At 63.5% G+C, this 22,325-nt stretch carries 24 protein-coding genes; 2 read left to right on the top strand and 22 right to left on the bottom strand.

Features of this window, described 5'->3' with window-relative positions; translation table 11 throughout:
• Window positions 1-15: 15 nt before the first annotated feature.
• The 14 genes from LSO07_RS21495 to LSO07_RS21560 all read right to left on the bottom strand — a co-directional run bounded on the left by LSO07_RS21495 (window position 16) and on the right by LSO07_RS21560 (window position 10,696).
• On the bottom strand, window positions 16-933 hold the full coding sequence (locus LSO07_RS21495) for a class I SAM-dependent methyltransferase (RefSeq protein ID WP_151096522.1): 918 nt from the start codon (window positions 931-933) through the stop codon (window positions 16-18).
• Entirely contained in the window at window positions 920-1,114 is a 195-nt protein-coding gene (gene iscX / locus LSO07_RS21500) for a Fe-S cluster assembly protein IscX (RefSeq protein ID WP_070255671.1), read from the bottom strand. The genes LSO07_RS21495 and iscX overlap by 14 nt, the downstream gene beginning before the upstream one ends.
• Before the next feature lies 1 nt (window position 1,115).
• Window positions 1,116-1,457, bottom strand: coding sequence for an ISC system 2Fe-2S type ferredoxin (fdx, locus tag LSO07_RS21505; protein WP_034750070.1), 342 nt, complete (start codon window positions 1,455-1,457; stop codon window positions 1,116-1,118).
• A 71-nt stretch (window positions 1,458-1,528) separates the two neighbouring features.
• On the bottom strand, window positions 1,529-3,409 hold the full coding sequence (gene hscA, locus LSO07_RS21510; protein ID WP_151096523.1) for a Fe-S protein assembly chaperone HscA: 1,881 nt from the start codon (window positions 3,407-3,409) through the stop codon (window positions 1,529-1,531).
• 108 nt (window positions 3,410-3,517) lie between these two features.
• A complete protein-coding gene (gene hscB / locus LSO07_RS21515; RefSeq protein ID WP_151096524.1) occupies window positions 3,518-4,033 on the bottom strand; it encodes a Fe-S protein assembly co-chaperone HscB in 516 nt (171 codons plus the stop codon).
• A 66-nt stretch (window positions 4,034-4,099) separates the two neighbouring features.
• Complete coding sequence (iscA, locus tag LSO07_RS21520) at window positions 4,100-4,420, bottom strand: iron-sulfur cluster assembly protein IscA (RefSeq protein ID WP_010399774.1); 321 nt, start codon at window positions 4,418-4,420, stop codon at window positions 4,100-4,102.
• Window positions 4,421-4,471: 51 nt separating this feature from the next.
• Window positions 4,472-4,861, bottom strand: a complete 390-nt coding sequence (gene iscU / locus LSO07_RS21525) for a Fe-S cluster assembly scaffold IscU (protein ID WP_034779562.1) — start codon at window positions 4,859-4,861, stop codon at window positions 4,472-4,474.
• A gap of 55 nt (window positions 4,862-4,916) precedes the next feature.
• The gene (locus LSO07_RS21530; protein ID WP_151096525.1) at window positions 4,917-6,173 is read right to left on the bottom strand and encodes an IscS subfamily cysteine desulfurase; all 1,257 of its coding nucleotides are present in this window, start codon (window positions 6,171-6,173) and stop codon (window positions 4,917-4,919) included.
• A gap of 40 nt (window positions 6,174-6,213) precedes the next feature.
• Window positions 6,214-6,690: a Fe-S cluster assembly transcriptional regulator IscR gene (gene iscR / locus LSO07_RS21535; protein WP_034779566.1), complete on the bottom strand. Its 477-nt coding sequence runs from the start codon at window positions 6,688-6,690 to the stop codon at window positions 6,214-6,216.
• 216 nt (window positions 6,691-6,906) lie between these two features.
• On the bottom strand, window positions 6,907-7,458 hold the full coding sequence (locus tag LSO07_RS21540) for an NADAR family protein (protein ID WP_070255680.1): 552 nt from the start codon (window positions 7,456-7,458) through the stop codon (window positions 6,907-6,909).
• Between the two features lie 38 nt (window positions 7,459-7,496).
• Window positions 7,497-8,276: a uracil-DNA glycosylase gene (locus tag LSO07_RS21545; protein ID WP_151096526.1), complete on the bottom strand. Its 780-nt coding sequence runs from the start codon at window positions 8,274-8,276 to the stop codon at window positions 7,497-7,499.
• Window positions 8,277-8,414: 138 nt separating this feature from the next.
• A complete protein-coding gene (maiA, locus tag LSO07_RS21550; protein WP_034779572.1) occupies window positions 8,415-9,065 on the bottom strand; it encodes a maleylacetoacetate isomerase in 651 nt (216 codons plus the stop codon).
• A 14-nt stretch (window positions 9,066-9,079) separates the two neighbouring features.
• Window positions 9,080-10,102 (bottom strand): fumarylacetoacetate hydrolase family protein, encoded by a 1,023-nt coding sequence (locus LSO07_RS21555; protein WP_151096527.1) that lies wholly within the window; start codon window positions 10,100-10,102, stop codon window positions 9,080-9,082.
• Between the two features lie 60 nt (window positions 10,103-10,162).
• Entirely contained in the window at window positions 10,163-10,696 is a 534-nt protein-coding gene (locus LSO07_RS21560) for a VOC family protein (RefSeq protein ID WP_092606169.1), read from the bottom strand.
• A 126-nt stretch (window positions 10,697-10,822) separates the two neighbouring features.
• Between LSO07_RS21560 and LSO07_RS21565 the strand changes: the two genes are divergently transcribed.
• Together LSO07_RS21565 and LSO07_RS21570 are read left to right on the top strand one after the other, a co-directional pair.
• Window positions 10,823-11,791, top strand: a complete 969-nt coding sequence (locus tag LSO07_RS21565; protein WP_151096528.1) for a LysR family transcriptional regulator — start codon at window positions 10,823-10,825, stop codon at window positions 11,789-11,791.
• A 28-nt stretch (window positions 11,792-11,819) separates the two neighbouring features.
• Window positions 11,820-12,455, top strand: a complete 636-nt coding sequence (locus LSO07_RS21570) for a gamma-glutamylcyclotransferase (protein WP_404811504.1) — start codon at window positions 11,820-11,822, stop codon at window positions 12,453-12,455.
• A 192-nt stretch (window positions 12,456-12,647) separates the two neighbouring features.
• On the opposite strand, the gene LSO07_RS21575 is transcribed toward LSO07_RS21570, so the two are convergent.
• The 8 genes from LSO07_RS21575 to tssE all read right to left on the bottom strand — a co-directional run bounded on the left by LSO07_RS21575 (window position 12,648) and on the right by tssE (window position 22,284).
• Complete coding sequence (locus LSO07_RS21575; RefSeq protein ID WP_099388686.1) at window positions 12,648-13,790, bottom strand: PA0069 family radical SAM protein; 1,143 nt, start codon at window positions 13,788-13,790, stop codon at window positions 12,648-12,650.
• A gap of 128 nt (window positions 13,791-13,918) precedes the next feature.
• A complete protein-coding gene (locus LSO07_RS21580) occupies window positions 13,919-14,626 on the bottom strand; it encodes a tRNA-uridine aminocarboxypropyltransferase (RefSeq protein WP_151096529.1) in 708 nt (235 codons plus the stop codon).
• Between the two features lie 71 nt (window positions 14,627-14,697).
• Window positions 14,698-16,461 (bottom strand): methyl-accepting chemotaxis protein, encoded by a 1,764-nt coding sequence (locus LSO07_RS21585; RefSeq protein WP_151096530.1) that lies wholly within the window; start codon window positions 16,459-16,461, stop codon window positions 14,698-14,700.
• A gap of 263 nt (window positions 16,462-16,724) precedes the next feature.
• The gene (locus LSO07_RS21590; RefSeq protein ID WP_151096531.1) at window positions 16,725-17,237 is read right to left on the bottom strand and encodes a lipocalin family protein; all 513 of its coding nucleotides are present in this window, start codon (window positions 17,235-17,237) and stop codon (window positions 16,725-16,727) included.
• Window positions 17,238-17,285: 48 nt separating this feature from the next.
• On the bottom strand, window positions 17,286-18,014 hold the full coding sequence (locus tag LSO07_RS21595) for a substrate-binding periplasmic protein (protein WP_225317378.1): 729 nt from the start codon (window positions 18,012-18,014) through the stop codon (window positions 17,286-17,288).
• Window positions 18,015-18,119: 105 nt separating this feature from the next.
• Window positions 18,120-19,151, bottom strand: coding sequence for a type VI secretion system protein TssA (gene tssA, locus LSO07_RS21600; RefSeq protein ID WP_151096533.1), 1,032 nt, complete (start codon window positions 19,149-19,151; stop codon window positions 18,120-18,122).
• A gap of 20 nt (window positions 19,152-19,171) precedes the next feature.
• Window positions 19,172-21,814: a type VI secretion system ATPase TssH gene (tssH, locus tag LSO07_RS21605; protein ID WP_151096534.1), complete on the bottom strand. Its 2,643-nt coding sequence runs from the start codon at window positions 21,812-21,814 to the stop codon at window positions 19,172-19,174.
• Window positions 21,811-22,284: a type VI secretion system baseplate subunit TssE gene (gene tssE / locus LSO07_RS21610; RefSeq protein WP_151096535.1), complete on the bottom strand. Its 474-nt coding sequence runs from the start codon at window positions 22,282-22,284 to the stop codon at window positions 21,811-21,813. Before tssE ends, tssH begins: the two co-directional genes overlap by 4 nt.
• Between the last annotated feature and the right edge of the window lie 41 nt (window positions 22,285-22,325).

The following is a 22,325-nucleotide window of genomic DNA, read 5'->3' on the forward strand; positions in this document are numbered from 1 at the left end:
CGCGTAATCCAACAATCAGGCCGTGGCCTTGGCCAATTCCTCGGCAAAGAAACGGTGCCCCATCTCTTCCAGGCCCAGCGTTTGCAGCACTTCCTGCAAGCGTTCCGTCGGGCGCTGGCGCGGCAGGTTCTTGCAACTGGCGATGATCAACTCATTCTTCATCGAATGCTCCCAGCCCACCAGTTCCGTCACGCTGACCTGGTAGCCATGGGCTTCCAGCTGCAGACAGCGCAGCACGTTGGTGATCTGGCTGCCGAACTCGCGCGTGTGCAGCGGGTGGCGCCACAATTCCGTCAAGACATTCTTGCCCAGGCTCTTGCCCTTGTTCTTCTTCAACACGGAAGCGACTTCCGCCTGGCAACATGGCACCAGCACCATGAACTTCGCCTTTTTCTTCAAGGCGAAGTGGATGGCGTCGTCGGTGGCCGTATTGCACGCGTGCAAGGCCGTGACGATGTCGATCTGCTGCGGCAGCAAGGTCGATTCCGTCGATTCGGCCACGGACAGCGGCAAGAACGACATGCCGGGGAACTTGAATTTCTTCGCCAGCTCCTGCGAGCGCTGCACCAGTTCTTCGCGCGTCTCGATGCCGTAGATGTGCGAACCGTCGTTGCCGTTCTTGAAGAACAGGTCATACAGGATGAAGCCCAGGTAGGACTTGCCGGCGCCGTGGTCGACCAGCGACACGCCAGGGTGGTCGAGCTGCACTTCGCGCAGCAGCGGCTCGATGAATTGCGTCAGGTGATATACCTGTTTCAACTTGCGGCGGCTGTCCTGGTTCATCTTGCCGTCGCGCGTCAGGATGTGCAATTCCTGCAGCAAGGCGACCGACTGGCCATCCTTGATTTCGGGCATGTTGCTGGCGGCGGTGATGACGTCTTTCGGCACAGCGGCGACGGTGGCGGCGGCTGCCGCGCCCTTAGCGCGCTTCATCGATCCACGCCATCTGTATCGCTTCGAGCACTTTTTCGCCGCCGCGCGTGTGGTCATCGTCGAAGCCGTCCAGCTCCACCACCCAGTTGTGCAGGTCGGTGAAGCGCACGGTCAGGGGATCGATGTCCGGATGCGCGTCGAACAAAGCCTCGGCGATCACGTGAATGTCGGACCATTTCATGTTAGTGGCTGCCTTCGCTGACCTGGTTGATCGTGTATTTCGGGATTTCGACGACGAGGTCGGCCTCGGCCACGATGGATTGGCACGACAGGCGCGACACGGCTTCCAGGCCCCAGGCCTTGTCCAGCATGTCCTCTTCCAGTTCCGTCGCTTCGTTCAAGGATTCGATGCCTTCGCGCACCAGCACGTGGCAGGTGGTGCAGGCACACGATTTTTCGCAGGCGTGCTCGATGTCGATGTCGTTTTCCAGCAGGATGTCGCAGATGGACTTGCCGGCAGGTGCTTCGATGACGGCGCCGTCCGGGCAAAGCTTGGCGTGCGGCAGGATAACGATTTGTGGCATGGTGTCTTCTTTCAGTCTGTCATTCGGAGCGCGGCCGCGGCGAGTGCCTGCGGCGCGCTGTTCAATTAGTTTTATACGACCTGGTCGAGCGTTTTGCCCGTCAAGGCCGTGCGCACGCTGCGGTCCATGCGGCGCGAGGCGAAATCCTCGGTGCCGTCGGCGAGCGCCTCGATCGCCAGCTTCAAGGCCTGGTGGTCGATGGCGCCGCTTTGCGACTGCACGATGGCATCGCGCACCTTGTGCATCAAGCCATCCACGGTGACGCGTTCGGCGTCATCGAGCAAGCCGCCGTCTTCATCGAGCGCCGACTGCGTGGCCAGCAGGATGCGTTCCGCTTCCACCTGCTCTTCGCGCAGCGCGCGCGCCACCATGTCGACGTCGGCCGATGTGTACGAATCCTGCAGCATGCGGGCGATGTCATCGTCGCCCAGGCCATACGCCGGCTTGACGCTGATCGACGCTTCCACGCCCGAGCGCAGTTCGCGCGCCGAGACGGACAGCAAGCCGTCTGCATCGACCTGATAGGTGATGCGGATGCGCGCGGCGCCCGCCACCATCGGCGGAATGCCGCGCAGCTCGAAGCGCGCCAAGGAACGGCAATCGCTCACCAGTTCGCGCTCGCCCTGCAGCACGTGCACGGCCAGCGCCGTCTGGCCATCCTTGAATGTCGTGAATTCCTGGGCTCTGGCGCACGGGATCGTGGAATTGCGCGGGATGATTTTTTCCACCAGCCCGCCCATGGTCTCGATGCCCAAGGACAGCGGGATCACGTCCAGCAGCAGCCAGTCGTCGCCGGCGGCGCGGTTGCCTGCCAGCAAGTTCGCCTGGATGGCGGCGCCCAGCGCCACCACTTTGTCCGGGTCGATATTCGCGTGCGGCGTCGTGTGGAAGAATTCGCTCACGGCGCGCTGCACGTGCGGCATGCGCGTGGCGCCGCCCACCATCACCACGCCGTCGACGTCGTCCGCATCCACGTTCGCGTCGCGCAAGGCTTTCTTGATGGCGTTCATGGTTTTCACGACCAGGTGCGAAGTCATGGCGGCGAATTCTTCGGCCGTGATGCGCAGATGGATTTCTTCGCCCGAGTTCAGCTTGGCGTCGATCGTCGTTTCCGACTTGGTCGACAGCAATTCCTTGATCTCGCGCGCCTTGACCATCAGGATGGCCGTGTCTTCGTCGGACAGCGGCGCCAGCTTGGCATGCTCGCTGATCCAGCAGAACAGGCGGCGGTCGAAATCGTCGCCGCCCAGGGCCGAGTCGCCGCCCGTGGACAGCACTTCGAAGACGCCCTTGCTCAGTTTCAGGATCGAGATGTCGAAGGTACCACCGCCCAGGTCATACACGGCGTACACGCCTTCGGACGCGTTGTCGAGGCCATACGCGATGGCGGCGGCCGTCGGCTCGCTCAGCAGGCGCAGCACGTTGATGCCGGCCAGCTGCGCCGCATCCTTGGTTGCCTGGCGCTGCGCGTCGTCAAAGTAGGCTGGCACCGTGATCACAGCGCCCACCAGGTCGTCGCCGAGCGAGTCTTCCGCGCGCTGGCGCAGGGTGGCGAGGATTTGCGCCGACACTTCGACGGGGCTTTTCACGCCGGCCACGGTTTTCAGCTGCACCATGCCAGGCGTATCCTGGAAGTCATAGGGCAGGTTTTCCGCGTAGGCGATGTCTGCCAGGCCGCGGCCCATGAAGCGTTTCACGGAAACGATGGTGTTCTTCGGGTCGGTGGTTTGCGCGGCCAGGGCCTTGTAGCCGATGTTCGCGTGGCCGTTCGGCAGGTAGCGCACGACGGAGGGCAGCAAGGAGCGCCCGTCTTCGTCGTTGAGCACCTCGGGAATGCTGTTGCGGACGGTAGCGACCAGGGAATTGGTGGTGCCAAGGTCGATGCCGACGGCCAGGCGGTGCTGGTGCGGCGCGGTCGACATGCCTGGTTCGGAAATTTGCAGAAGTGCCATTGTATTCGTGCCTCGATTAATTTTTTGCGTGATGCAGTTGATGCCTGACGCGCATTATAAGTCGCGGGCCAGACTGGCGCTTGGCACGCCGGTCAAGCGATCGCCTGGTCAAGCCTCGATGGCCTCATAGGCAAAACGCACTTCCTCGCCGAATTTGTCGAGGAACATCAGGGCGCGCACGCTTTGCGCGGCATTCGCGTAGTCGGCCGAGTCCAGCTGGGCCGCCACCTGGGCCAGCAAGGCCTTGCGTTCGCCGCGCAGCTGGCGGTCCAGGGCGTCGAGCGCGTCGGCATCCTTGCCGGCGCGGGCGTCGCCCAGTTCTTCGCGCCATTCCATCTGCTGCATCAGGAAGCTGACGGGCATGGCCGTGTTCGACTCCGTCTGCAGGTCGACGCCATTGAGTTCGCACAGGTATTGCGCGCGCTTTTGCGGGCTTTTCAGGGTTTGATAGGCTTCATTGGCGCGCGTGGCCCATTGCATCGCCACGCGCTTTTCAGCGCTGCTGGCGTTGATGAAACGGTCCGGGTGGACCTTGCCCTGCACGTCGCGGTAGGCAGAGTCGAGCGCGCTCATGTCGAGCGAGAACTGCGCCGGCAACTGGAATAATTCGAAGTGGTTTTGCATAATGGTCAGTGGTCGCTGTACCGCAATCGATGGGTACAGCGCACCGACCGGGGTCTTGCCAGCTGTTTAAATCCTGAAGGACTCGCCGCAGCCGCAGGCGTCTTTTTCGTTCGGATTGTGGAACTTGAAGCCTTCGTTCAAGCCTTCGCGCGCAAAATCGAGTTCCGTGCCGTCGATGTAAGGCAGGCTTTTCGGGTCGACGAAGACTTTCACGCCGTGCGACTCGAAGACGCTGTCTTCGGCCGCCACTTCATCGACATACTCAAGCTTGTAAGCCAGGCCCGAGCAGCCCGTGGTCCGCACGCCAAAGCGCAGGCCCATGCCCTTGCCGCGCCGTTCGATATAACGGTTGATGTGTTTCGCCGCTTTTTCGGTCAGTGTGATCATGTATTTCTCCGTAACTGCCCCGGCCTTACGGCTGGGGCGGGCTACCAACGTTTAAGCTGCTGCCGGGTGACGGGTCTGGTAGTCCAATACTGCCGCCTTGATGGCGTCTTCCGCCAGGATGGAGCAGTGGATCTTCACTGGCGGCAGGGCCAGTTCTTCGGCGATCTGCGTGTTCTTGATGGCCAGCGCCTGGTCCAGGGTCTTGCCCTTGACCCATTCGGTCACCAGCGAGCTCGACGCGATGGCCGAACCGCAGCCATAGGTCTTGAATTTCGCATCTTCGATCAGGCCATCGGCGCCGACCTTGATCTGCAGTTTCATCACGTCGCCGCAGGCAGGCGCGCCTACCATGCCGGTGCCGATGGTTTCATCACCCTTGTCGAAAGCGCCCACGTTGCGCGGGTTTTCGTAGTGATCGAGTACTTTGTCCGAGTAAGCCATTTTGATGCTCCTTAAATATTCTTGCCGGCCCCGTCAACAGGGGCCAGGGTGTTGGTTAGTGGGCAGCCCATTGGATGGAATTGATATCGATGCCATCCTTGAACATGTCCCACAGCGGCGACAGGTCGCGCAGCTTGTGTACTTTCGATTTCAGCAGGTTCACGGCAAAGTCGATGTCTTCCTCGGTCGAGAAGCGGCCGATGGTGAAGCGGATCGAGCTGTGCGCCAGTTCGTCGCTGCGGCCCAGTGCGCGCAGCACGTACGATGGTTCCAGGCTGGCCGAGGTGCAGGCCGAACCGGACGACACGGCAATATCCTTGATCGCCATGATCAGCGACTCGCCTTCAACGTAGTTGAAGCTCACGTTCAGGTTGTGCGGCACGCGGTGATCCATGTCGCCGTTGATGTAGACTTCTTCGATCTCTTGCAAGCCCTTGGCCAGGCGGTCGCGCAAGGCCTTGATGCGGCCGATTTCGCTGTCCATTTCTTCCTTGGCGATGCGGAACGCTTCGCCCATGCCGACGATCTGGTGCGTAGGCAGGGTGCCCGAACGCAGGCCGCGCTCATGGCCGCCACCGTGCATCTGCGCTTCCAGGCGCACGCGCGGCTTGCGGCAGACGTACAGGGCGCCCACGCCTTTCGGGCCGTAGGTTTTATGTGCCGTGAAGGTCATCAGGTCGACCTTGGTCTTTTGCAGATCGATGACGACCTTGCCCGTCGCCTGTGCGGCGTCGCAATGGAAGATGATACCTTTCGAGCGGCAGAACATGCCGATCTCGTCGATCGGCTGGATCACGCCGATTTCGTTATTCACCAACATGACCGACACGAGGATGGTGTCCGGGCGCACGGCCGCGGCCAGCTGCTCGACGGTGATCAGGCCGTTGTCCTGCGGTTCCAGGTAGGTCGCTTCAAAGCCGATGCGTTCCAGTTCGCGCACCGTGTCCAGCACCGATTTGTGCTCGGTCTTGACGGTGATGATGTGCTTGCCCTTGGTCTTGTAGAACTGTGCCGCGCCCTTGATGGCCAGGTTGTTGCTTTCCGTCGCGCCGGAGGTCCAGATGATTTCTCGCGGATCGGCGTTCACCAGGGCCGCCACGTAGCCGCGCGCCTCTTCCACGGCTTTTTCCGCCGTCCAGCCATACATGTGGCTGCGCGATGCCGGATTGCCGAACTGCTCGCGCAGGTACGGAATCATCTTGTCGGCGACGCGTGGATCGATCGGCGTGGTGGCCGAGTAATCCATGTAGATCGGGAAATGCGGTGCGGTTTCAAAGTGCACTTGGCCTACGTTTTTTTCTGGGGCGTTCATCAATAACTCCTGCAATCAGCAACTGGTATTTTTGTCATTATCAACCGAGGGCGGCGTGGTTACGGTGCATCACCATCACGCTTTGTTCGGCAATCTTTTGTCTCTGCTGGTCGACCAGGTCCTGCAAGGACACAGAATCCAGATAATCGACCATTTTTTCGTTGAGTGTGGACCACAATTCATGCGTCATGCAGCGCGCACCCGTGGCCGCATCGGCGCCGTGGCAATGTTCCTTGCCGCCGCACTGCGTGGCGTCCAGCGGTTCGTCGACGGCGATGATGATGTCGGCCACCGTCACCTTGTCTGCACGGCGCGCCAGGCTGTAGCCGCCGCCTGGGCCGCGGATCGACTCGACGATCTCATGCCGGCGCAGCTTGCCGAACAGCTGTTCCAGGTAGGACAGGGAAATCGACTGCCGCTGGCTGATGCCGGACAAGGTGACCGGTCCCTTGCCCTGGCGCAGGGCAAGATCGATCATCGCTGTCACGGCAAAACGGCCTTTTGTAGTCAGACGCATACATCCTCTGGTCAACTGGTTTAAAATATTGCGGTTTTTCAACTCCTCAAACCCCGAGTAGTTGAATGATTTAGTCAAGTATAACAAATTCGGCGGGGTTTGTCAGAGCGCCCCTCGATGACCACAGGGCTGGAAGGGGCATGGCCGGCCGCGCCAGGCGCGGCGGCTTCAGGAAAACAACAGTCGGGAAATCGCGGACGTGCTTGGCGTCAGCTCTCAGCCCCGTAAGGCGGCACGCACCTTCATCAGTTCAAACCCCAGCAGGTTCAAGCCGTCCCAGCTGGCGGGGTCCAGGATGCGCGGATTGTCCGACGCCAGGCCCACGCCCCAGATGCGATCGACGGGACTGGCTTCGACGATGACGCGCTCGCCCGTGCCCAGCAAGAACTTGCGCAGCGCGGCCTTTTGCGAGAACTTGGCAAAATTGCCATCGAAGACGATGCCGGCACGTGCCGCTTCCCATACTTTGGCATCAAAGTTCGCCACTTCGCGTCCCAGCTTTTTCACTTCCGACGGCCGCTCGGCCGCCACGATGCGCGCCTGGACGGCCGTGTCGCCAAACAGGGCCGCCTTTTGCGCCATCATGTAGTGCTCGGCCGTCGCATACGTCACGCCGGCCAGGCTGAACGGCGACGGAAACCACTGGCTGAAGCAGCTTTTGTCGGCCACCTGCGGCTGCGCCGGCGTGTGGCCCCAGAAATACAGATAGTCGGGCACGCCGCCCGCCGCGATCCACGCCTTCAATTCTTCCACGTTACTGATTTGCATATTCCCCGCACTTCCGCCGGACAGGCGATGATTCAAGCTCAAGCACGCAATAGTTGCATCGGGCCAAACAAGGCCTGCATGTCACGATTGCCGATAAAGGACAGATTATACGGATGTTCCGCCGTCACCTGCGGCAAGGATGCGGCCACCGGCAGGCGTTTGATGAGCTCGGCGATCTTGCCCCACAGCACCAGTTGCGGCGTGGCCGCCCCGCCCTGCTGCGCCAGCGCTTCCAGCACCACCTGCAGGAAGGGCAGCCAGCCGCGCGCATCCTGCACGGGCGGCACGTGGGAACGGAACACCAGCGCCGCGTTGAGCAGCAAGAAGCCCCGCTCCGTCATCTTGCGCTGCAAGTCGGGCAAGGTCTGGATCACGCCGCTGCCCGGCAGCTGCGCGGCGGCCGCCACGGGCGCCATGGCCACGCCGGAAGTGTCGCCACCCTGCAACTGGCCATCGGCCACCAGCAGCATCTTCATGAAGTTGCGCAGGGACGTGGCGCGGTTGACGGGCTTCGACAGGCCCGTCGCCGACCACAGGCTGCCGACGGCGCCATCCATGAAGCACACGCCCGTGGCGCTGTCGGCGCGCGGATACGGTCCCTCGCCCACCAGCACGTAGCGCACCTGTGCCAGCGGCAAGGCAAAGGCGGCAAACAGCCGTCCCTGCGTCGGAAGGTAATCGTCGGCGGCCAGCGCCGGCAGGTAGGCGGGATCGGCCTCCATCACGGCCTGCAGGCCGCGCAGGAGGATGGGACGCCAGGAAGCATGCGCCAGGGACAGGGCATCGGTGATGCTGGCAGGAACGATTGTTGCGGTCATGGGGCGTGAAGTATTTGGGCAAACGCAAATTGTAGCCTACCGGCAAGCTGGTACTGACTGCCCAAAATCAAGCACGCATAAAAAAAGCCCCGGCCTGCATGCTGGCCGGGGCGGTTCGCGGCTTGACGCGGATCAAACTTATTCCGCGTCAGGCTGCTGCGACGGATGCGCGGCGGCAAACGCAGGCAAGCCGGTGCAATGCGCGTGAATGCGCGCCACGCGCGGGTACGGCGCCAGGTCGATGGCGAAACGCTGTGCATTGAATACCTGCGGCACCAGGCAGCAGTCGGCCATCGTCGGGCTGCCGCCATGGCAGAACAGGCCCGTGCCGGCCGGGTCGCCCTGCGCCAGCAGCGCTTCCACGGCCGCCAGGCCCTCGGCCATCCAGTGGCGGTACCACTCCTGCTTGGCCTCGTCCGACAGCCCCAGGGTGTTTTTCAGGTATTTCAGAACGCGCAGATTCGTCAGCGGATGGGCATCGCAGGCGATCGCCAGCGCCAGCGCGCGCACGCGGGCGCGTCCCAGCGCGTCGGCCGGCAGCAGCGGCACGGCTGGACGCGTCTCGTCCAGATACTCGAGCATCGCCAGCGACTGCGTCAGGATGGCGCCACCGTCATCGAGGGCAGGCACCAGCGCCGACGGGTTGACGGCGCGGTAGGCGGGCAGCAGTTGCTGGCCGCCGTCCTGCAGCAGATGCACGGGGATGCTGTCGTAGGCGATGCCCTTCAAATTGAGGGCGATGCGCACCCGATAGGCGGCCGAACTGCGGAAATAGGTGTACAGCTTCATGGGACGCCCTCCCCTCAGGCGCGGCTGTCGTACAGGGCCACGGTCTGCTCGATGCTGCCGAAGATGCTGGCGCCGGCCGCGTCGCGCATTTCGATGCGCACCGTGTCGCCGAACTTCAGGTACGCCGTCTTCGGCGCGCCGTGTTCGATGGTTTCATACATGCGCACCTCCGCCAGGCAGCAATAACCGACTCCGCCGTTCCCGATGCTGGAGCCAAACAGGTTGCCCTGCTTGTTCGACACGGTGCCGGAACCGATGATGCTGCCGGCGCCCAGTTCGCGCGTCTTGGCCGCATGCGCCACCAGCTGGGCAAAGTTAAATGTCATGTCTTCGCCCGCATTCGGCTTGCCGAACGGTTTGTCGTTCAGGTCAACCAGCAACGGCAGGTGCAGCTTGCTGTCCGCCCAAGCCGCGCCCAGTTCGTCCGGCGTGACGGCGACGGGAGAAAACGCGCTGGCCGCCTTCGACTGGAAGAAACCGAAACCCTTGGCCAGTTCGCCCGGAATCAGGTTGCGCAGCGAGACGTCGTTGACCAGCATCACCAGGCGGATCGCCTGCGCCGCGTCGTCCACGCTGGCGCCCATGGCCACGTCGCCCGTAATCACCGCCACTTCCGCTTCCAGGTCGATGCCCCACTCTTCGGACAGGGCGAAGATCGGGTCGCGCGGACCGATAAAGCTGTCGGAGCCGCCCTGGTACATCAGCGGGTCCGTGTAGAACGAAGCCGGCACTTCCGCGTTGCGCGCCTTGCGCACCAGCTCCACGTGGTTGATATAGGCGGAACCGTCTGCCCACTGGTAGGCGCGCGGCAGCGGCGAGTGGCACAGCACCGCGTCAAAGGGCTGGGCGTCCGGCGCCTGGCCTGCATTCAGGTCGGCGTAGGCAAGTTCAAGCTTGGGCGCGACAGCGTCCCAGTTGTCGAGCGCTGCCTGCAGGGTGGGCGCGATGGCGGCCACCCGCTGGTACTGGCGCAGGTCGCGGCTGACGAGGATCAGGGCGCCGTCGCGGCTGCCGTTTTTCAGGGTTGCGAGTTTCATGGTGTTCCTTGTTCGATGTATGTCAGAGAGTGTCGGTCTGCAGCATTCAATCTACCGCGCTCAGGCTTCCGCCGGCGCGTGCATCCAGGCGGCGTGTTTCGGCGCGCGGCGCGTCTGCGACCATTCTTCCAGCATTTCCCATTTGACGGCGTCCAGTTTGGCCATCATTTCAGGCGTGCCCACGTTGGCAGCCAGTTCCAGGCGGTGGCCGTTCGGATCGAAGAAATAGATCGACTGGAAGATGGCGTGATTCACGGGACCAAGCACCTCGATGCCGCCGGCCACCAGGCGCTCCTTGGCGGCCAGCAGTTCGTCCATGCTGCCCACTTCCAGCGCCAGGTGCTGCACCCAGGCCGGAGTATTGCGGTCGCGGTCCATCGGCGGCTGCGTCGGCAGCTCGAAGAAGGCCAGCACATTGCCCTGTCCTGCGTCGAGGAAGACGTGCATGTACGGATCCGGCGCCTTGGTCGACGGCACCAGGTCTTCGGCGATGGCGAGGACGAAATTCATGTTCAAATGCTTGACGTACCACTCGACGGTCTTCTTCGCGTCGATGCAGCGGTAGGCGACGTGGTGGATTTGCTTGATCTTCATGTGCTTGTCTCCAATGGATGGCGCCCTGGGCGCAATGGCTGGCCTGTTTTTCAGCTTTTCACCATTAGAATCGAGTTCCAGCTATCATACAAACAATTTTTAACCATTGATTTATCGGATTATCTTATGAGTCCCAGCCTGCGGCAGATGCGCGCCTTCGTGGCACTGGCCAAGACCGGCAGTTTTACCCTGGCCGCCGAATACCTGCACGTGACGCAGTCCGCCTTGAGCGGCTTGATCAAGGAACTGGAAAGCGTGCTGGGCGTGCGCGTGGTCGAGCGCAGCACGCGCAAGACGCAGCTGTCCGAAATCGGCCGCGAACTGTATCCGCTGTTTGAAAAGATGATCGAAGACCTCGATGGCGCCATGGCTGGCATCGCCCAGCGCAAGGCCCTGAAGACAGGCCTGGTGCGCATTGCCGCGCCGCAGATGATGGCGTGTACCCTGCTGCCGGAAGTGATCGCCGCCTACCGCCAGGCGCACCCGGACGTACAGCTGCGCCTCGTCGACTGCCCCGTGGAAAACGTGTCGGCGCGCGTCTTCAGCGGCGAAGTCGATTTCGGCATCGGTCCCGAACGCGATCCGACGGCGGAAATCGCCGCGCAAGTGCTGTTCGAAATGCCCTTCGTGCTGGTCTACCCCGAGCAGCATCCGCTGCGGCAGAAAGAGCGCGTCACCTGGGCCGACGTGGGCGACTACCCGTTCATTTCGCTGCAGGGGCAATTTACGGAACGCCTGCTGCGCGACATGCACGGCGCGTTTCGCGAGCTGTCGCTCAATCCCTACAATGAAGTGACGTTCATGACGACGGCGCTGGCCATGGTCAGCTCCAACCTGGGCATCACGGTCTGCCTGCCGTACGCGGAACCGATGGTCAAACTATATAATTTGCACATGCGCGCCCTGCACGAGCCGGAACTGACGCGGCGCTTTTTCGTGTACACGAAGACGGGCCGTTCTCTGTCGCCGGCGGCCGAAAGCTTCATGGCCTTCCTGTTCCAGTTCGTCGAGACGCACGAATGGAACGTGGGGGCGAACGGCGGCGCAGCACGCGTGGCCTTGCCTGCGGACGGTTCGGCCGCCGCCCCTTTATAATGGCGCATCACTCCATACCGCCCGCACCATGACCCAAGCTGCCCTGAACGAGCTGTCGTCCATCGACGCCGCCACCATCGCCATCAACCAGCGCATGAACAAATTCGACGGCCATGCACAGGTCTGGCTGTTCGGCTATGGCTCGCTGATCTACAAGGCCGATTTCCCTTACATCGAACGCCGCCCGGCCAGCATCGCCGGCTGGACGCGGCGCTTCTGGCAAGGTTCGCACGACCACCGGGGCACGCCGATGGCGCCGGGCCGGGTCGCCACCATCGTGCCGCAGGCAGGCGCCGTGTGCGATGGCATGGCTTACCTGATCACGCCCGAAGTCTTCGCCCACCTCGACCACCGAGAAAAGAACGGCTACCTGCGTTTAGCCACCGACATCACCTTCGACGATGGCAGCAAGGTCGAAGGCCTGGTGTACATCGCCAACGAGGAAAACGCCGCCTTCCTCGGTGCCGCCCCGGAACTGGACATCGCGCGCCAGATCGCCCGTTCAAACGGCCCCAGCGGCCCGAACAGCGAATACCTGCTGCACCTGGCCAGCGCCCTGCGCGAACTGGGCAAGAGCGACCCCCATGTCTTTGCCATCGAACAACATCTGGCACAGATGCAGACACAGACACAGACACAGACACAGGATAACGCGGCAGGATAGTGCCCCAACATAGCACCGCACGGCAGTACCGCGGCACCCTGCGGTGCCCGGGCAAGACCCTGCCTCAAGATGCCCGGACGATGGCGCGCCGCTCCCGGCGACCTGCGGCAATCCCCCGGCCGCAGGTCAGCGTCGCCCGCCTTTCAGCTCGTGAGCGCGCAACTGCATTCTCGGCGGCGAGAATGACTTAACTTAAAACAAATCCAGCTGCCCCGCATTGCCATTTTTCACTTTCGCGCCCAGCGGCGGCACCACCAGCGGGCGGCGGAACTGCGTGCAATCGAGCTGCTTGAAGCGGCCGCCCTTGCCATGCAAGCCCAGCCGGTGCACGGCTTTTTCAAAGCGCTGGCGGATGAGGTCGGCCCATACGCCTTCGCCCCGCATGCGCGCGCCGAACGCGCTGTCGTAATCCTTGCCACCACGCATTTCGCGCACCCGGTTCATCACGCGCTGGGCCCGTTCGGGGAAGTGCGCTTCCAGCCATTGCTGGAACAGGGGGCTCACTTCCCACGGCAGACGCAGCACCACATAATGGGCGTGGATGGCGCCCGCGTCGCGCACGGCTTCGAGCAACTGCTCGATTTCCGGTTCCGTCACGAACGGGATGATGGGCGCGATGCTCACGCCCACGGGGATGCCCGCCTCCGTCAGGGTGCGGATCGTGCGCAAGCGTCGCGCCGGGGCGGCAGCGCGCGGTTCCAGGGTGCGCGCGATGGCCGGGTCGAGCGTGGTGACAGTGACGGCCACGGCGGCCAGGCGCCGGGCCGCCATGGGAGCCAGAATGTCGATATCACGCTCGATCAGCGACGATTTCGTGATCAGCGCCACGGGGTGGTCGCATTCGTGCAGCACTTCCAGCACGCGCCGCGTCAGCTGCCGTTCGCGTTCGCACGGCTGATACGCATCGGTGTTCACGCCCACGGCGATCGGTTCGGTCACATAGGATGGCTTGGCCAGTTCGCGCCGCAAGAGTTCGGGGGCGTTCACCTTGGCGTAGATGCGGCTTTCGAAGTCCAGGCCCGGCGATAGCCCCAGATAACTGTGCGTGGGGCGGGCAAAGCAATAGATGCAGCCATGTTCGCAGCCCCGGTATGGATTCAGCGAGACATTGAACGGCAAATCGGGCGAAGCATTGCGCGTGAGGATGGTGCGCGCCTGCTCGTCGCTGACCTGCGTCTTCCAGCCCGGCGCCGCCGCCTCTCCAGCCTCCTCATCCAGGCCTCCCACGCTCCAGCCGTCATCGAAACCGGCGCGCGCGTGCACCTCGTAGCGCCCTTGCAAGTTGGAGACTGCACCGCGCCCCTTCCGGGCTTTCAGCGATTGCGGCGGCAACATGGCTTGCCCGGCGAAGCTGTCATCGTGCTCTGGAATGATTGCTTTCATGAACGGCCCCATCAACTGTATATACGTACAGTATACTATGCCGCTACGCGGACAAGATCAAGGGCTGGCGTAATGCCGTTTCACGCTTTTTCACCATGCGGCATGACATAACTCAACTGCTGCGCGACAAAACCGTCAAATGCCGCGATCAGGGGAACGAAGCGGTCCGCGTCCTGCTCCAACTGCATCAGGGCATAGCACGTCGCCTCCAGGGTCGATAACTGGTCTGGGGCGTGCGCCTTGCGGATCAGGTAATGGGAAGCGGGCGTATCGCGCAGGGGCAGGCGCGGCAATTGTTGCAACGGGGGATTCAGATACAGCATCTTGCGGCTCTTGCGCCAGGTAGCGTCCAGCACCACCAGCCGCAACCGGGCCGAGAATCGGGCCGGATCAAGCAAGACGGCGGGGTCGAGCGCTGGCGGCGGCGTGATGCCCAGCGAACGGTCGCCGGGCGTATCCGGATACAGCAGCACATTGTGCTTGCCGTCCAGCAATTCAGCGAGCGTATCCGGGGCGAACTGCTCGCCCGTCAGCATGCGGCTGTTGGGCAGGCTCAGGTGCAGCAAGCGGGCGCTGCCCTTGGCATTGTGGATTTCCAACGGATGCTGCAGGATCAGCACCTCCACCGCGTGGGAAACGGGGGCGATCCAGCGGCAGATGCAGCTGCTTGCGGCGCGCAGGCAGGCTGGGCAGCGCGCCCGTTTGGCGGGTTCCGCCAGGGAGGACGAGGCAGCGGCAGGGCTGGAGATAGCGCTGGAAATCGGGCTGGAGGTACGGCGGGTAGTCATGGCGGAGCGGGTTCGCGGCTGTCTTCAAGCCGCGATTGTAGCGCCCACGCCATGCCAAGGGGAATCTGCGCTTAAAACTCTTCCCATTCGTCGGCGCCCGACGCCACCGGCGCCTTCGGCACGCGTGCGCGCGCAGCTTCCGCTTGCGCCGCCTTGCCCGGCGCGGGCGCGGCTACGGTTGCCGCCGGCGCGCGGTGCCTGGCAGGCTGGATGGCGGGTGCAGGTCGAGTGGCAGATTTTGCTGGCGCAGACGCTGTCATGGACGGACCAGCACTGGCCGAAACATAGTGCTGCGTTGCATCGAGCTTGAACAGGCCCACCACGTCAGCCAGCTTGGCCGCCTGTTCCTGCATGGATTCGGCCGCCGCGGCCGCCTCTTCCACCAAGGCCGCGTTTTGCTGCGTCACCTGGTCCATCTGGCCGATGGCCTGGTTGACTTGTTCGATGCCGGCGCGCTGCTCATCGCTGGCGTCGGTGATCTGGTTCATGATCTGCGTCACATGGCTGATGCTTTGCACGATCTCGTCCATGGTACGGCCCGCCTTGTCCACCAGCTGCGAACCGGCCTCGACCTTTTGCACGGAATCGTCGATCAAGCCCTTGATTTCCTTGGCCGCCGCGCTGGAACGCTGCGCCAGGTTGCGCACCTCGGACGCCACGACGGCAAACCCACGGCCCTGCTCGCCGGCCCTGGCCGCTTCCACGGCCGCATTCAGGGCCAGGATATTCGTCTGGAAGGCGATGGCGTCGATGACGCTGATGATGTCGACAATCTTGCGCGAGGAATCGTTGATCGAGCCCATGGTGCTGACCACTTCCGACACCACCACGCCGCCCTTGCTGGCGATCTGCGACGCGTCGATGGCCAGCTGGTTGGCGCTGCGCGCATTGTCCGCATTGAGTTTCACGGTGGACGTCAGCTCTTCCATGGAAGACGCCGTCTCTTCCAGCGAACTGGCCTGCTCTTCCGTGCGTGACGACAAGTCCAGGTTGCCGGCGGCAATTTCGCTCGACGCCGTACTGATGGACTCGGTGCCCGCGCGCACCTGGCCCACGATACTGACCAACTTATCGTTCATGTTTTTCAGCGCATGCATCAATTGCCCTGTCTCATCGCGGCTTTCCACGACAATATGGCTGGTCAGGTCGCCGGCGGAAACGGCTTCCGCCACCTCGACAGCTCGCGTGATGGGGCGCGTGATCGAGCGCGTGATCCAGTAGGCGCAAGCGATGCCGAGCAAGATGGCCACCACGCCCAGCGAGATCAACAGCATGCGGCCATTCTCGTAGCGCGAACGGATTTGCGCGGCCGTTTCATCGAGCAATTTGGCTTCCAGCAATTCCAGCTTCTTCAACGACGCCAGGTAGATGTCGCGCTTGACGGCCATGTCGCCTTCGTACAGGCGCTTACCCAGTTCCAGGTCGCCCGCATTCTTGGCCTTGAACACATTCTTGCGCACTTCCGTGTAGGCCTTGCGCGTGCTCAGCACTTCCTGGTACAGCGCCTGCTCGTCCGCGCTCAGTTCGCTCTTGCCGATATCGTTCTGGATTTCCGTGGCGCGTGCAGACGAGACCGCCATTTCCTGTTCAAACTGCTTCTGGTGTTCGGGATCGCTGACTTTCCAGGCGGCCGCCGTGCGCGCCGCATTGACCTCGATGACCTTGGTCCATTCACCGATCAGGCGCTCGTTGCGCACCTTGACGTTGACGAGCGCATCGGTTTCCTTGCTGGCGCTTTGCATCTGCACGATGCCCACCACGGTCAGGCTGGTCAACAGGAGCAGGACGGCGGCAAAACCGCCACCGAGACGTACGCCGATTTTGAGGTTTTTCATTGCGTGATTCCTATCTGAAGAAAAACGATGCACAGACGCCACGAAACCGACCTACTGCTACGTATCATATAGCAGGCATCTGCCGTGCGGCAATCACGAGCGGTGGCGCAACGGACACTCGCCACCGGAATGGCAGCGCGCCGCAGCGCACTACTTTGGAGCAGATTGTGAGTGAATCAGAGTGGTATTGCAAGAAATAACATGCAGAAAAGCAACAGCCAGAAGGCGGTATGCCGCCACGAACGGGCGGCAGGCAAGCAAGGTCAGTTTTGCTTTACATAGATCAATTTTGACGTATCGAAACCCAGGCCAGCGGCTTTCTCTACCAGGCGCTGCTGCAAGGCCGGGTCCATGGTTGGCGTGCGCGACAGCAACCAGAAGTAAGACTTGTCGGGGCCGCTAATCATGGAATAGCTGTAATTTTGCTGGTCGAGGTCGAAGACGATGTAGGAACCATAGAAGGGACCAAAAAACGACACCTTCAGGTAGCCCACGTCTTTCTTGTCGACGAAATACGCCTTGCCTTCCGCGTCCTTCCAGACAGCGTCCGCATCCTTGTAGCCGCGGTTGAGCACTTTCAGGCCGCCATCCTGGCGCAGGCTGTAGTCGGCCGTCACCTGGCTCAGGCCCCGCTCGAAGGAATGATCGAGGCGCGCGATCTCATACCATTTGCCCAGATAGCGGGTCGTGTCGAAGTTGTTGACGGGATGAATATTCTCGGGCCGGCCCACGCAGCCGGCCAGCACGAGTACACATAGGAACAGCAGTCTTTTCATGGTCTTCTCCATCGGTGGAATCAGGGTGGCAACGTCAGGACAACAACGTCAGAGTTGCAATGCGTGGTCGACGATGCGGCGGATCGCGCCATTGTTCTGCATGCGCACGATGGCGGCATTGAATTGTTCGATAAAATCATCGCGATACGGGTAGGCGGCAGGCCGGCGTTCCGTAAACCCCAGGTGGCCCTGCTGGCTGGCCAGCTGCGCGGTTTCGTGTATCGCCTGCATCGGCGTGCCCGGCGGCCCCTCGCGCCGGATGCGCTGCAATTCCCACTGCGCCGACAGGCGGTCGCTGACATAGCAATCGATGCGCCCGCGCATCAGCTTGAGCAGATTCGTGCGCGTGCCCTTGGCCGTATCGAACACGATGTTGGCCGCTTGCACGGCAGCCGTCAGCTTCGCATCGCCCAGCAAAAAACCCGCGTTCACGCCGATGTGCAGGCCGCCGTAATCGGCGGGCCACTGCCGCAGCGTGCGTTTGGCCAGCACGTCCTGGTTGCACAGCACCACCAGTTGCTCCATCAGCAGCGGCACGGAATAGCGCACATACGGCCGCTCGCTGCGCCACGAATACGGTGGATACAGGGCAAACGCCTCGCCAGTCTGCAGCATCAGCACACCCCGTTTCCAGGGCACGGGGCGCAGCTGCACCGCATACTGCGGCATCGATTGCACGGCTTCGCGCACGATCTCCGTGTAGATGCCTTTCATCTGGCCATGTTCAACATAGGAGTACGGCGGATAATCATCGTCGCCATAAATCACCAGGGGCACCGCAGCTCCGGCCCGCGCGCTGGCAGCGATGAACAGGCATAACGCGGCAGGAAAAAAGAGCATTCTGAACATGCCCGAAGAGTAGCATGGAAGGGGCAAACGCCATCATCCGTTTGCACTGTTCGTGCCCAGCATGTCGTCGAGCTGCGCCAGGGTATTGGCATCCTTCACGACGGCGCGCAGCCACAAGTGCAACGGCAGCTCGCCCCAGCTGGCGGCCTTTTCGGCCAGGTAGGCGACGGGGCTATGCGGCTCCGTGCGGCGGAAGAAATCGGCGACCTGGCGCAGCTGGGCCAGCGCTTGCTGGCGCTGCACGATGGCGCCCCCGCTGCCGCCAGCGCCCTGGCCAGCGGAGGGCGGCGCGCCGGCAAGATCAGCACCTGGCGACAGCGGCGCGATGAAGTGAATGGCGTTTTCCAGCGCTTCGCGCGCGGCGCGAAAACTCGGGCCATCAGCGCCGAAACGCGCATCGACGCTGCGCTCGAACGCCAGCAGCGACTGCATGCAGTACTGCGCATCGGCCAGCAAGCCGTCGGAAAAGGCGCGCGTATTTCTTTGCCGCGCCGCCTCCATCTGCGCCAGGGTCGCCCCTTCGTCGTGCCGCGTATCGCCCCAGCCCTGATCCGCTGCGCCCTGCGCCAGGCTGGCGGCCGCGCGCTGGCGCGCCGCATCGAAATCCTGCAATGAAAACAGGCCATCTGCGCCTTCGGTCAGCGGGATCTCGCGCAGCAGCTGCGGCGTGCGTGACAGCAGCCAGAAGACATTGCCGATGCGCTGTTCCTGGTCGCCCTCTTCCGCCAGCGGGTACAGACCATCCCAGTAACGTTCGCACAGGCCGGCCAGCAGCGCATAGCCATCGCCCAGGCCACGGAAGTGGCGCGTCTTCGCATGCGCCTCGGCCAGCCACACCGCCACGCGCAAATCCTTGCTGCGCGCCGCGATCAGCTGTTCGCAGCGCGTCGCCACGAAAGGCCAGTCGGCTTCCTTCAGCGCCGTCACCCACTCGCCCTGGTCCAGGGTGGGATCATCGTGCTGGCGCGCGCGCGCGATGGCGTCGAGCTCCTGGCTGAAGGTGAGGTCTTCGCCGCATGGACTGACGGCGCTGACGGGGTGCAGCAATTGCTCCAGATTGAACATGGCGCTCTCCGGAAGATGGATTATCGGATCGTGTACTTGAACTGTCCCTGCTTGTTCGCGCTGACGCGTATCGACGCCACCGGCTCGCCTCCTGCCATGCGCGCCAGCACCGCTTCGGCGATCGCCGGCAGCAAGCTGCCATTGAGGATCTGGTCGACATTGCGCGCGCCCGAATCAACCTCGGTACAGCGCGCCAACACGGCGTCGACCAGGCCCGCGTCATGGCTGAACTGCGCCTGGTGGTTGCGCGCGATGCGCGCGCCTATCCGCGCCAGCTTCAGCACGATGATCTCGGCCAGCACCGCGTCGTTCAGGGGATAGAACGGCAGCACCTTCAGGCGCCCCAGCAAGGCCGGCTTGAAGTGCGCCACCAGTTGCGGGCGCACCAGTTCTTCCAGCGCGGCCGGCGTGGGCAAGTCCTGCGCCGCCCGGTTCAGGCAGGCGGCCATCATGGCGCCCGAACCGAGGTTCGAGGTGGCGATGATGATGGTGTTGCGAAAGTCGACTTCGCGCCCTTCCGCATCATCGAGCACGCCCTTGTCGAACACCTGGAAGAACAGTTCCAGCACGTCGGGATGGGCTTTTTCCGCTTCATCGAGCAGCACCACGCTGTAGGGCTGGCGCCGCACGGCTTCCGTCAGCACGCCGCCCTCTCCGTAACCGACATAGCCGGGCGGCGAGCCTTTCAGGCCGGCCACGCTGTGCGCTTCCTGGTATTCGCTCATGTTGATGGTAATGAGCTTGCGCTCGCCCCCATACAGCAGGTCGGCCAGCGCCAGCGCCGTTTCCGTCTTGCCCGTGCCGGACGGCCCCGTGAACAAAAACACGGCTTGCGGCTTGTTCGGGTCGTCCAGGCTGGCGCGCGCCGTGCGCACGCGCTGCGCCACCGCCTCGATGACGTGCTCCTGTCCCAGCACCCGTTCGCGCAGCGCCCCATCCAGGGTCAGCACCGTGCGGATCTCGTCCTTGAGCATTTTTCCCAGCGGGATGCCGGTCCAGCCGGCGACGATGCCGGCCACCACCTGCGCATCGACTTCCAGCGGCGACAGCGGCGCCTCTCCCTGCAGGGCCGCCAGCTCTTCCTTCAGCGCCAGCAGGCGCGCCGCGCCGATCTCGCCCGGCCGCTCGCCGCGCAGCTGCGCGCGCAATTCGCCGATCTGCGCCACCAGCGCCTTTTCGCGCTCCCAGCGCTGCGCCAGCGCCGCGATCGCCGCCTGCCCCTCGTCATGTTCGCGCCGCAGCTGCGCCAGACGTGCGGCGCCGGCTTTATCGGACACTTCGCCATCGGCCGCCTCGCGGGCCATGGCGGCGATTTCCGCGCCGATGCGTTCCTGGCGCCGGTGCGCGTTTTCCAGCTGCGCCGGCGTGGCGCGCTGGCCCAGCGCCACCTTGGCACACGCCGTGTCGAGCACGCTGACGGCCTTGTCGGGCAGCTGTCGCCCGCTGATGTAGCGGTGCGACAGGCGCACCGCCTCGACGATGGCGGCGTCGCGCACACGGATGCCGAAATGGCGCTCCATCAGCGGCGCCATGGCGCGCAGCATGGCGCAAGCGATGTCTTCGCTGGGCTCTTCCACCTTCACCACCTGGAAGCGCCGGGCCAGCGCCGCATCCTTTTCAAAATACTTTTTGTACTCGCTCCAGGTGGTGGCGGCAATCGTGCGCAGGGCGCCGCGCGCCAGCGCCGGTTTCAGCAGATTGGCCGCATCGTTCTGCCCCGCCTGGCCGCCGGCGCCAATCATGGTGTGCGCCTCGTCGATGAAGAGGATGACCGGATGCGGGCTTTTCGCCACCTCGTCGATGACATTCTTCAGACGGCTTTCGAATTCCCCCTTCACGCTGGCGCCGGCCTGCAGCAAGCCCATGTCGAGCGCGTGGATGTGCGCGCCCTGCAGCACCTCGGGCACGTCGCCGGCGGCGATGCGCAAGGCCAGGCCTTCCACCACGGCCGTCTTGCCCACCCCCGCCTCGCCCGTGAGAATCGGATTGTTCTGGCGCCGGCGCAGCAGGATATCGACGGCCTGGCGTATCTCCGCCTCGCGGCCGATCACGGGATCGAGCTTGCCGTCGCGCGCCAGCTGCGTCAGGTCGGTGGTGAACTGGTCCAGCGCCGGGGTTTTGCTGGCCAGGGCAGTCAGCGGGTCGACGGCCGTTTCGGAAGGCTGCGGCACTGCCGCAGTTTCCTGCTCGCCGGAGCCGGCCGTCAGCTTGTCCGGATGGTGCTTCAATTGCTCCACGCTGAAGCGGGCGAACAGCTTCGAGCCGCGGTACGCGAGCTGCGACAGCTCCGGTTCCGTCAGCAGCGCCAGCAACAGGTGGCGGCTGCGGATAGGCCCCGGCTGCGCCGTGTCCAGCGAGGCAATCAGCCAGGCATGTTCGAACAGCAGCGGCAAATGGGGAGAGAACACGGGCGTGCGCGCGCTGCCCGTCCTGAAGCTGCCGATCTCGCGGCGCAGGTCCGCCTCCAGCGCCGTCAGGCTGATTTCGCTGCGCCGCGCGATGGTGACGAAATCGCTGCGCTCCTGTTCCAGCAAGGCCAAAAACAGGTGTTCGATATCGACTTCGTACTGGCCCAGGCCCACGCAGATGGCGGCGGCGCGGGTGGCGGCCGTGCGCGCCGTGTCATTGAACTTGGCGATCAGGGTTTTCAGGTTGTTGCTCATACGGCGACTCCCTTGCGGTTGATCGAATAGCGCAGCGACGACGGCTGTAGCACGGCGTCGAAATTGACCATCTCGCCGCCGGACCTCACGGCCAGGGTGCCGCTGATCACAAAGCCGACCCGGTTGATGGCGCCCGCTTCGCGCTCCAGGCGGGCGCGCACATTGCGCAGGCGCGGCTCGTGGCGTTCGATGGCCGCCTTCAGCGCGGCGCAGATGCGGGCGCGGTCATCGCTGCTGGACAAGCACATGCCGGCGAAATCGATCAGGCCATAGTTGACGATGGATGCCGCGCATTCCGGATAGGCGTCGAGCGCGCCGGGCGGCAGGGCCACGCGCGTGTTGAGCAGCTCTTCCAGGTCGCGCGCCACCGCATCCTTCAATTGTTCCAGCGACAGGCGCACCGCCACGCCGCCCGCCGCACCGCCGTCGCCCATCAGGCGGTCGAACAGGCCAGGTACATAACTGTCCATGCGCTCTCCTGAAAAGTCGGCACGGCGCGCGGGCGAAGGTG

This window comes from Janthinobacterium sp. PLB04 (genome assembly GCF_021165895.1).
GTDB lineage: Bacteria > Pseudomonadota > Gammaproteobacteria > Burkholderiales > Burkholderiaceae_D > Janthinobacterium > Janthinobacterium lividum.

Excerpts from the sequence above, each read along its gene's own strand:
- LSO07_RS21495 (WP_151096522.1), bottom strand. The coding sequence starts at position 933 with ATGAAGCGCGCTAAGGGCGCGGCAGCCGCCGCCACCGTCGCCGCTGTG.
- iscX (WP_070255671.1), bottom strand. The coding sequence starts at position 1,114 with ATGAAATGGTCCGACATTCACGTGATCGCCGAGGCTTTGTTCGACGCG.
- fdx (WP_034750070.1), bottom strand. The coding sequence starts at position 1,457 with ATGCCACAAATCGTTATCCTGCCGCACGCCAAGCTTTGCCCGGACGGC.
- hscA (WP_151096523.1), bottom strand. The coding sequence starts at position 3,409 with ATGGCACTTCTGCAAATTTCCGAACCAGGCATGTCGACCGCGCCGCAC.
- hscB (WP_151096524.1), bottom strand. The coding sequence starts at position 4,033 with ATGCAAAACCACTTCGAATTATTCCAGTTGCCGGCGCAGTTCTCGCTC.
- iscA (WP_010399774.1), bottom strand. The coding sequence starts at position 4,420 with ATGATCACACTGACCGAAAAAGCGGCGAAACACATCAACCGTTATATC.
- iscU (WP_034779562.1), bottom strand. The coding sequence starts at position 4,861 with ATGGCTTACTCGGACAAAGTACTCGATCACTACGAAAACCCGCGCAAC.
- LSO07_RS21530 (WP_151096525.1), bottom strand. The coding sequence starts at position 6,173 with ATGAACGCCCCAGAAAAAAACGTAGGCCAAGTGCACTTTGAAACCGCA.
- iscR (WP_034779566.1), bottom strand. The coding sequence starts at position 6,690 with ATGCGTCTGACTACAAAAGGCCGTTTTGCCGTGACAGCGATGATCGAT.
- LSO07_RS21540 (WP_070255680.1), bottom strand. The coding sequence starts at position 7,458 with ATGCAAATCAGTAACGTGGAAGAATTGAAGGCGTGGATCGCGGCGGGC.
- LSO07_RS21545 (WP_151096526.1), bottom strand. The coding sequence starts at position 8,276 with ATGACCGCAACAATCGTTCCTGCCAGCATCACCGATGCCCTGTCCCTG.
- maiA (WP_034779572.1), bottom strand. The coding sequence starts at position 9,065 with ATGAAGCTGTACACCTATTTCCGCAGTTCGGCCGCCTATCGGGTGCGC.
- LSO07_RS21555 (WP_151096527.1), bottom strand. The coding sequence starts at position 10,102 with ATGAAACTCGCAACCCTGAAAAACGGCAGCCGCGACGGCGCCCTGATC.
- LSO07_RS21560 (WP_092606169.1), bottom strand. The coding sequence starts at position 10,696 with ATGAAGATCAAGCAAATCCACCACGTCGCCTACCGCTGCATCGACGCG.
- LSO07_RS21565 (WP_151096528.1), top strand. The coding sequence starts at position 10,823 with ATGAGTCCCAGCCTGCGGCAGATGCGCGCCTTCGTGGCACTGGCCAAG.
- LSO07_RS21570 (WP_404811504.1), top strand. The coding sequence starts at position 11,820 with ATGACCCAAGCTGCCCTGAACGAGCTGTCGTCCATCGACGCCGCCACC.
- LSO07_RS21575 (WP_099388686.1), bottom strand. The coding sequence starts at position 13,790 with ATGTTGCCGCCGCAATCGCTGAAAGCCCGGAAGGGGCGCGGTGCAGTC.
- LSO07_RS21580 (WP_151096529.1), bottom strand. The coding sequence starts at position 14,626 with ATGACTACCCGCCGTACCTCCAGCCCGATTTCCAGCGCTATCTCCAGC.
- LSO07_RS21585 (WP_151096530.1), bottom strand. The coding sequence starts at position 16,461 with ATGAAAAACCTCAAAATCGGCGTACGTCTCGGTGGCGGTTTTGCCGCC.
- LSO07_RS21590 (WP_151096531.1), bottom strand. The coding sequence starts at position 17,237 with ATGAAAAGACTGCTGTTCCTATGTGTACTCGTGCTGGCCGGCTGCGTG.
- tssA (WP_151096533.1), bottom strand. The coding sequence starts at position 19,151 with ATGTTCAATCTGGAGCAATTGCTGCACCCCGTCAGCGCCGTCAGTCCA.
- tssH (WP_151096534.1), bottom strand. The coding sequence starts at position 21,814 with ATGAGCAACAACCTGAAAACCCTGATCGCCAAGTTCAATGACACGGCG.
- tssE (WP_151096535.1), bottom strand. The coding sequence starts at position 22,284 with ATGGACAGTTATGTACCTGGCCTGTTCGACCGCCTGATGGGCGACGGC.